General features: G+C 71.4%; 6 protein-coding genes and 1 pseudogene. 5 read left to right on the forward strand and 2 right to left on the reverse strand.

Annotated elements, in window-relative coordinates; all coding sequences use genetic code 11:
• Window positions 1-103: 103 nt before the first annotated feature.
• The 5 genes from ACFRQN_RS20395 to ACFRQN_RS20415 all read left to right on the forward strand — a co-directional run bounded on the left by ACFRQN_RS20395 (window position 104) and on the right by ACFRQN_RS20415 (window position 5,430).
• Window positions 104-928 carry an ABC transporter ATP-binding protein gene (locus ACFRQN_RS20395; RefSeq protein ID WP_380741448.1) on the forward strand — a complete coding sequence of 275 codons (825 nt, stop codon included), beginning with the start codon at window positions 104-106 and terminating at the stop codon, window positions 926-928.
• Window positions 929-1,103: 175 nt separating this feature from the next.
• Window positions 1,104-2,252: an iron uptake system protein EfeO gene (gene efeO / locus ACFRQN_RS20400; protein WP_117486588.1), complete on the forward strand. Its 1,149-nt coding sequence runs from the start codon at window positions 1,104-1,106 to the stop codon at window positions 2,250-2,252.
• 114 nt (window positions 2,253-2,366) lie between these two features.
• Window positions 2,367-3,668, forward strand: a complete 1,302-nt coding sequence (gene efeB / locus ACFRQN_RS20405) for an iron uptake transporter deferrochelatase/peroxidase subunit (RefSeq protein WP_380741449.1) — start codon at window positions 2,367-2,369, stop codon at window positions 3,666-3,668.
• 49 nt (window positions 3,669-3,717) lie between these two features.
• Window positions 3,718-4,566, forward strand: a complete 849-nt coding sequence (gene efeU, locus ACFRQN_RS20410; RefSeq protein WP_380741450.1) for an iron uptake transporter permease EfeU — start codon at window positions 3,718-3,720, stop codon at window positions 4,564-4,566.
• 252 nt (window positions 4,567-4,818) lie between these two features.
• Window positions 4,819-5,430, forward strand: a complete 612-nt coding sequence (locus tag ACFRQN_RS20415; RefSeq protein WP_380741451.1) for a DUF4232 domain-containing protein — start codon at window positions 4,819-4,821, stop codon at window positions 5,428-5,430.
• A gap of 139 nt (window positions 5,431-5,569) precedes the next feature.
• On the opposite strand, the gene ACFRQN_RS20420 is transcribed toward ACFRQN_RS20415, so the two are convergent.
• Window positions 5,570-8,131 (reverse strand): ABC transporter permease, encoded by a 2,562-nt coding sequence (locus ACFRQN_RS20420; protein ID WP_380741452.1) that lies wholly within the window; start codon window positions 8,129-8,131, stop codon window positions 5,570-5,572.
• A 62-nt stretch (window positions 8,132-8,193) separates the two neighbouring features.
• Window positions 8,194-8,290, reverse strand: a pseudogene (locus ACFRQN_RS20425) (ABC transporter ATP-binding protein); the annotation flags it as partial.

Below are 8,290 nucleotides of genomic sequence, written 5' to 3' on the forward strand. Positions count from 1 at the left end.
CTCCCGCGACTCGACGGTTGTACTCTGCACGCGGACGGACGGCGCCGGACCGTCCCGTGCGGCGCCCCGCCCGCACCCTGCCCGGCACCGTGATCGGAGTCCCATGAACTCATCCGCCCCCGACTTCGCCGGGCCGGTGCTGCGCACCCGTGACGTGGACGTCGTGCGCGACGGCCGCCACCTGCTGCGCGGGATCACCCTGGAGATCCGGCCCGGCGAGCACTGGGCGCTGCTCGGCCCCAACGGCGCCGGCAAGTCCACCCTGCTCGCGCTGCTCGGCGCCGTCTCCCACCCCACCCGCGGCGAGGTGGACGTGCTCGGCCGCCGGCTCGGCCGGGTGGACGTCCGCGAGCTGCGCGCCCATCTCGGGCACGTCAACCCGCGCCACCCGCTGCGCTCGCCGCTGAGCGTGCGCGAGGTGGTGCTCACCGGCTACACCAACACGATCGAGCCGGAGTTCCACCGCAAGCCGGCCCCGGAGGCGCTGGAGCGGGCCGAGCAGCTGATCGACACGCTCGGCATGCGCGCGATGGCCGAGGCCGCGTGGACGACGCTGTCCCAGGGCGAGCGCGGCCGGGCCCTGATCGCCCGCGCGCTGATGCCCAGTCCCCGGCTGCTGCTGCTCGACGAGCCGGCCACCGGGCTCGACCTGACCGCCCGGGAGCTGCTGCTGGACAGCCTGGACCTGCTGCGCCACCAGCACCCGGAGCTGGCCAGCGTGCTGGTCACCCACCACCTGGAGGAGCTGCCGGAGAGCACCACCCACGCCCTGCTGCTGCGCGGCGGCGCGTGCGTGGCGGCCGGGCCGGTGGACGAGGTGATGACCACGGAGCTGATCAGCGAGACCTTCGGCCACCCGATCCGGATCAGCCGGCACGAGGGCCGCTGGACGGCCCGGGCCGCGGCCCGCCGGACACCGGGACGGTAGCCGCCCGCCGGGCAGGACGGCCGCCCGCCGGACACCGGGACGGTAACGGTTCAGGGGGTGGGTGTAGACGGAAAATCGTCTTTACGTAAGGTATGCCTTAGCTAATGATGGTCTGCTGGTCCCCGGTCGGCCGCACTGCCTTGGCACACCCATGCCCTTTCCCGTTGGAGCCCGCATGTCCGCCCGTCGCCGTTCCACCGCAGCCGCGCTGCTCACCCTCGCCGTGGCGACCGCAGCCCTGGCCGGCTGCGCGTCCAAGAAGGACGACAAGGCCGGCGGCTCCGACGCGGTCAAGGTGAACGCGACCGACACCGCCTGCGAGGTCTCCAAGACCACCTTCCCGGCCGGCCACGTCGTCCTGGACATCAGCAACAAGGGCTCCAAGACCACCGAGGTCTACGTCTACGGCGACGGCGACAAGATCGTCACCGAGCGCGAGAACATCGGCCCCGGCACCAAGGCGAGCATCAACGCCGAGATCAAGGCCGGCTCGTACGAGATCGCCTGCAAGCCCGGCATGGTCGGCAACGGCATCCGCCAGAAGATCACCGTCACCGGCGAGGGCGGCAGCGCCGCGCCGGCCGACCCGCGCCTGGCCGCCGCCGTCGACGCCTACCGGAAGTACGCCCAGGAGCAGGCCGACGCCACCATCCCGGCCGTCGAGGCCTTCGCCGCCGCGATCAAGGCGGACGACCTGGAGAAGGCCAAGTCGCTGTACGCGCCCTCGCGCACCGGCTGGGAGCGCACCGAGCCGGTCGCCGAGAGCTTCGGCGACGTCGACCCGAAGACCGACACCCGCGAGGACAAGCTGGAGCCGGGCCAGGCCTGGACCGGCTGGCACAAGCTGGAGAAGTCGCTCTGGGCCGACGCGAAGATCGGCGACGACGAGAAGAAGCTCGCCGACCAGCTGGTCGCCGACCTCAAGGACTGGCAGAAGAAGATCCCCGAGGCGGAGATCACCGCGACCAGCATGGCCAACGGCGCCAAGGAGCTGCTGGACGAGGTCGCCACCAACAAGATCACCGGTGAGGAGGACCGCTACAGCCACACCGACCTGGCCGACTTCCACGCCAACGTCGAGGGCGCGCAGAAGGCCTACGAGCTGCTGAAGCCGGTCGCCTCCGAGAAGGACGCGGAGCTGGCGAAGACGCTGGACTCCGAGTTCGCCGCCATCAACACCCTGCTGGCCAAGTACAAGCAGGCCGACGGCACCTTCACCTCCTACGACAAGGTCACCGAGGCCGAGCGCAAGGCCTTCTCCGACGCGGTCAACTCGCTGGGCGAGCCGCTGTCGAAGCTGGCCGCCGCCGTGGTCGTCAAGTAACCGGCCACCCCACCCCGAAGTACCCCGCCGACGCCGTGGCGGCCCGCGATCCGGGCCCCACGGCCTCCGCGGGTCAGCGCAGAAGTCCAGCACAGTAGAAGGGCCCGCCCGCCGATGGACGCGGAGAACGAGCAGCAGAACGGGACGCCGGCCGCCGCCGACGCCTCCGGGACCAGGGGCGCGGTCAGCCGACGCGCCGTCATCGGCTGGGCCGGCGCGGGCGTCGCGCTCGGCGCCGCCGCCGTCGGCTCGGTCGCCGCGGCCACCCGGCAGGACGACGCCGTTCCGGTCGCCGCCCCCGTCGGCGCCGAGGTGCCGTTCTACGGCGAGCACCAGGCGGGCATCTCCACCCCGGTCCAGGACCGGCTGCACTTCGCCGCCTTCGACGTCTCCGAGAAGGCCACCCGGGAGTCCCTGGTCAAGCTGCTCAAGGAGTGGACCAAGGCGGCCGCCGCGATGACCGGCGGCCGCGAGGTCGGCACCGGCGCGGTGCCCGGCTCGCCGGAGGCGCCGCCGGACGACACCGGCGAGGCCCTCGGCCTGCCCGCCTCCCGGCTCACCCTGACCATCGGCTTCGGGCCGAGCCTGTTCGAGAAGGACGGCGTCGACCGCTTCGGCCTCCAGGCCAAGCGCCCCGAGGGCCTGATCGACCTGCCGAACTTCAAGGGCGACAAGCTCGACCCGACCCGCAGCGGCGGCGACCTCTGCGTCCAGGCCTGTGCCGACGACCCGCAGGTCGCCGTGCACGCGATCCGCAACCTGGCCCGGATCGGCATGGGCACCGTCAACATCCGCTGGTCGCAGCTCGGCTTCGGCAAGACCTCCTCGACCACCCCGGACGAGCAGACCCCGCGCAATCTGATGGGGTTCAAGGACGGCACCCACAACATCGCGGGCACCGACGGCGCGAAGCTGGCCGACCACGTCTGGGCCGCCCCCGGCGACGGCCCGGAGTGGATGACCGGCGGCTCCTACCTGGTCGCCCGGCGGATCCGGATGCACATCGAGACCTGGGACCGCGCCTCGCTGAAGGACCAGGAGGACACCTTCGGCCGCACCAAGGGCGAGGGCGCCCCGTACGGCAAGGGCAAGGAGCACGACGCGCCGGACCTCGCGGCGATGCCCGCGACCTCGCACGTCGCCCTCGCCCACCCGGACGCCAACAGCGGCCTGATGATCCTGCGCCGCGGCTTCTCCTTCACCGACGGCACCGACGGCCTCGGCCGCCTGGACGCCGGGCTGTTCTTCCTCGCCTACCAGCGCGACACCCGCAAGGCCTTCGTCCCGCTCCAGCAGAAGCTCGCGGCGAGCGACAAGCTCAACGAGTACATCCAGCACGTCGGCTCCGCCCACTTCGCCTGCCCGGCGGGCGTGCGCAAGCCGGGGGAGTGGTGGGGCCAGGCCCTCTTCGGCTGACACCCCTCCTGTTCTCCCGTACCATCTCGACACCCCCCCAGGAGCCCGCGTGTTCGGCAACTACCTGATCGGCCTGCGCGAAGGCCTCGAAGCCAGCCTGGTCGTCTGCATCCTGATCGCCTACCTGGTCAAGACCGGCCGCAAGGACCGGCTGCCGCCGGTGTGGATCGGCGTCGGCTCGGCCGTGGCGCTCTCCATGGCCTTCGGCGCGGTGCTCCAGTTCGGCTCCTCGCAGCTCACCTTCGAGGCCCAGGAGGCGCTCGGCGGCTCGCTGTCGATCATCTCGGTCGGCCTGGTGACCTGGATGGTCTTCTGGATGCGGCGCACCGCCCGGCACCTGAAGACCGAGCTGCACGGCAAGCTGGACGCGGCGATCGCGATGGGCACCACCGCCCTGGTGGTCACCGCCTTCCTGGCCGTCGGCCGCGAGGGCCTGGAGACGTCCCTGTTCATCTGGACCGCCGTCCAGGCCACCGGTGACGGCTGGAACCCGCTGATCGGCGCCGCGCTCGGCCTGCTCACCTCGGTGGTGCTCGGCTGGCTGTTCTACCGGGGCGCGCTGAAGATCAACCTGGCCAAGTTCTTCACCTGGACCGGCGCGATGCTGGTCGTGGTCGCGGCCGGCGTCCTCGCCTACGGCGTGCACGACCTCCAGGAGGCCGGCTGGCTGCCCGGCCTGCACAGCACGGCCTTCGACATCTCCAGCACCATCCCCAAGGACAGCTGGTACGGCACCCTGCTGAAGGGCGTGTTCAACTTCCAGCCGGACCCGACGGTGCTGCAGCTGGTGGTCTGGCTGCTCTACCTGGTCCCGACCCTGGCGGTGTTCTTCAACGTCCTCGGCGGCGGCAGGAGCAAGAAGCCCGCCCAGCCGGTGGCCGCCAAGCCGGCCGCCTGATCCGGCCGTTCGACCTGTTCCACCCGTAGCACCCGCTCCGCCCCGTTCCACCCGTACCGCCCCGTCCGGCACCCGCCGGCCGGGGCGGTTTCGTACGAGCGGAGCCAGTTCTCGCCAGGAGCGGTCGGAACCAGTCAGGAAGACGACGAAAACGGTCAGCTCTGACAAACTGCAGTCCCAGTGGAACCGTTGCGCCACCACCTTCGTACTTAGGGTGACAGCACCATGCCATTACCCACACATGGGGGGAACATGACCGTTCGCAGGCCTGCCAGGTTAGTCGCCGCCGGTGTCGCCGCCCTCGCGGCGACCGTGTTGCTGACCGCGTGCGACGACGTGAAGTACACCGACGACAAGCCGGGCGACCCGAAGGCGAGCGCCGCCGGGGCCACCGTCCCGGGCGACCCGATGGCCGGCCAGGCGGCCGGTTCGCGCTGCAAGAGCGACGACATCACCGCCACCGTGCAGCTCAAGGGCGCGGGCTCGGCGATGCTGACGATCAAGAACAAGAGCAGCCACAACTGCACCCTGTACGGCTACCCGGGCTTCGGCGGCCTGAAGGCCGACAACAGCGCGGACGCGCTGGCGGCCAACCGCGAGTCGCACCCCGGGCCCGCGGTGCTGGTCACCCTGAAGCCCAACAAGTCCGGCTACGCGGGCCTCAAGTGGAGCGCCTGCGACAAGTCGGACGCGACCTGCCACGTGCTCACCGGCCTCCAGATCACCGCGCCGGACGAGACCACGGCGGTCACCGCCGAGGTGCTGGGCACCGACGGCAAGCCGGCCGGTCAGCTGCTGGTCTCGGCCGCCGGGCTGACCACCGGCACCCTGCAGCCGAACAACGAGAAGGTGCTGTTCAACTGATCCGCTTCACCCGATCCGGTTCACCTGATGCTGTCCGGTTGACGATGTCCACCTGATGATGCTCGCCTGATGACACGACGGAGCCCCCGGGCCGGTTCTTCCGAACCGCCCCGGGGGCTCCATCCGTTCCGGGCCCGGACTACTGGCTCTTGATCGAGTCCAGGATGTCCAGCTTCGCCGCCCGGTGGGCCGGCCAGAGCGCGGCCAGCAGGCCGATCACGGCGGCCGCGAGCAGGAAGCCGACGGTCTGCACCGGCGGCACCACGGTGGTGATGTCCTTGAGGCTGTCCGCCAGCGTGCGCACACCCGCCCAGGCGACCAGGATGCCGAGTCCGACACCCACCAGCCCGCCGAACAGCGCGATCAGCAGCGACTCCAGCCGGACCATCCGGCGGATGCCGAGCCGGTCCAGGCCGATCGCCCGCAGCATGCCGATCTCCCGGCGGCGCTCGAACACCGACATGGCCATGGTGTTGACCACGCCGAGCACCGCGATGACCACGGACATGCCGAGCAGCCCGTACATCATGTTCAGGATGCCGGTGATCATCTGGCGGTTCTCCGCCTTGATCTCCTTCGCGCCCTTGACCGCGATCAGCGGGTTGCCGCCGGTCGCGTCGCGCAGCGCCTGCTTCAGCTCCTCGGTCGCGCCGTTGGTGCCCTTGACCAGGACCTTCTCCAGGCCGGTGGCGGGCGCCAGGTGCGGGGCGACCACGGCCTCCGGGACGATGACCGAGGCCAGCGCGGTGTTGGCCTCCAGGATGCCGCCGACGGTCAGCGAGCCCTTGGCGCCGTCCGGGTAGGTGACGGCGAGGGTGTCGCCGACCTTGTAGCCGGCGCGCTCGGCGCGGCCCGAACTGACCAGCAGCCTGCCCTGCTTGAGGGCGTCCGGGGAGCCCTCCTTGACCTTGACGGTGGCCACCTGGTCGATGGTCGCGGCGTCCACCGCCGTCATCCACTCGCTGTCCTCGCCGTTCTGCCCCGTCTTGACGGTGACGCTGCGCTCGGCGCTGATCACGCTGACGCCGGGCGCCTTGGCGATCTGGGCGGCGACCTCGGGGGAGAGCTTCGAGAAGTTCTGCATGGCGACGGTGTAGTCGGCCTTGAGGTCGGTCTCGGCGGCCTTGTCCACGGCCTGGTTCACCGAGGCGCCGATCACCGTCAGCGAGGTGATCAGGGTGACGCCGATGGTCAGCGCCGAGGCGGTCGCGGCGGTGCGGCGCGGGTTGCGGACCGCGTTCTCCTGGGCCAGCTTGCCCGGGGCGCCGTACACGGCGCGCAGCAGCGGGGCGAACAGCGCGATCAGCGGCCGGGACAGCAGCGGAGTCAACACGAACACGCCGATCAGCAGCGCGCCGGCGCCGAGGCCGACCAGCTTGACCTCCTTGCCGCCGACACCACCGGCCAGCGCGGCGAGGCCGGCCAGGGAGAACAGCAGGCCGATGGTGTTGCGGATCCGCAGGCCCTTCTGGGTCGCGGGCTGCTCGGCCGAGCTCATCGCCGCCACCGGGGCGATCCGGGAGGCCCGGCGGGCGGGCAGCCAGGCGGCCAGCACCGTCACCAGCACGCCGACCGCGAGCGCGGCGACCACCGTGGTCGGGGCGATGATCAGCGGGCCGTCCGGCAGGTTGGCGTCCATCGGGCCGTTGAGCAGCGACTTGAGTCCGGCGGCGATGCCGATGCCCGCCAGCAGACCGGTCACCGCGGCGGTCAGGCCGACCAGCACGGCCTCGATCAGCACCGAGCGGGTGATCTGGCGGCGGGTGGCGCCGACGGCGCGCAGCAGCGCCAGCTCCTTGGTGCGCTGGGCGACCAGCATGGTGAAGGTGTTGGCGATGATGAAGATCCCGACGAACAGCGCGATGCCCGCGAAGCCCATCAGGACGGTGGTCAGGACGGTGGTGCCCTTCCTGATCATCTCGTCCTGCTCGGCGGCGAGTTCGCGGCCGGTCTTCGCCTCGATGGAGTCGCCCTGCGGGACGGCCTGCTTGACGGCGGTGAGCAGCGCGGCGTCGTCGGTGCCCGGCTTGGACCTGACGTCCAGCTCGGCGTAGCGGCCCGGGGTCAGGTAGAGCTGCTGGGCGGTGGCGGTGTCGAAGGCGGCCAGCGAGCCGCCGGCCACCACGCGCGGGTCGTTGGTGGTCAGGGTGCCGGTGAGCTTGAGCTTCATCACCGGGCCGTTGACCGCGACCCGGACGGTGTCGCCGACCTTGTAGCCGCCCTTGTCGGCGGTCTTGCGGTCCAGCGCGATCTCGGTGGCGTCCTTCGGGCCGCGGCCCTCGACCAGCGGGTAGCGCGGGTCGGTGCCGTCGGCGCCCGGCACGTAGTTGGTGCCGGTGGTGGAGAAGCCGTTGCCGATCAGCGCGCCCTTGGTGTCGGCGATGCCGGCGAAGCCGCTGACCACGCCGCGGACCTCGGCGACGCCGGGCACCGCGGCGACCTTGGCACGGGTCTCCTCGGTGAGCGTCGGGCCGGCGAGCTGCTCGCCGCGGTCGTCGCTGAGGTTGCGGGCCTCGCGGTCGGCGACCGTGACGGCGACGTCGGTGTAGCTCTTGGAGTTCTGGGTCCTCAGCGCGTTGCCGAAGGTGTCGGAGAAGACCAGCGTGCCGGACACGAAGGCGGTGCCGAGCATGACGGCCAGTACCGTCATCAGCAGCCGGCCCTTGTGGGCGAGCACATTGCGCAGTGCGGTGCGGAACATGAGGGAGTGTCAGTCCTGGGGGTACTCGGGGGACGGGTGGCTTCGGGCCTCGGTGGGCCGGATCAGCTGGTGCGGCCCTTGGCGTCGAAGCGGCGCATGCGGTCCAGGACGGTGTCGGCGGTGGGCTGGTGGAGTTCGTCGACGATGCGGCCGTCGGCG

Origin of the sequence: Kitasatospora sp. NPDC056800 (assembly GCF_042789775.1) — a bacterium.
GTDB lineage: Bacteria > Actinomycetota > Actinomycetes > Streptomycetales > Streptomycetaceae > Kitasatospora.

What these genes read in the sequence shown, in the direction of transcription:
- ACFRQN_RS20395 (WP_380741448.1), top strand. Translation starts at nt 104, where the DNA reads ATGAACTCATCCGCCCCCGACTTCGCCGGGCCGGTGCTGCGCACCCGT.
- efeO (WP_117486588.1), top strand. Translation starts at nt 1,104, where the DNA reads ATGTCCGCCCGTCGCCGTTCCACCGCAGCCGCGCTGCTCACCCTCGCC.
- efeB (WP_380741449.1), top strand. Translation starts at nt 2,367, where the DNA reads ATGGACGCGGAGAACGAGCAGCAGAACGGGACGCCGGCCGCCGCCGAC.
- ACFRQN_RS20415 (WP_380741451.1), top strand. Translation starts at nt 4,819, where the DNA reads ATGACCGTTCGCAGGCCTGCCAGGTTAGTCGCCGCCGGTGTCGCCGCC.
- ACFRQN_RS20420 (WP_380741452.1), bottom strand. Translation starts at nt 8,131, where the DNA reads ATGTTCCGCACCGCACTGCGCAATGTGCTCGCCCACAAGGGCCGGCTG.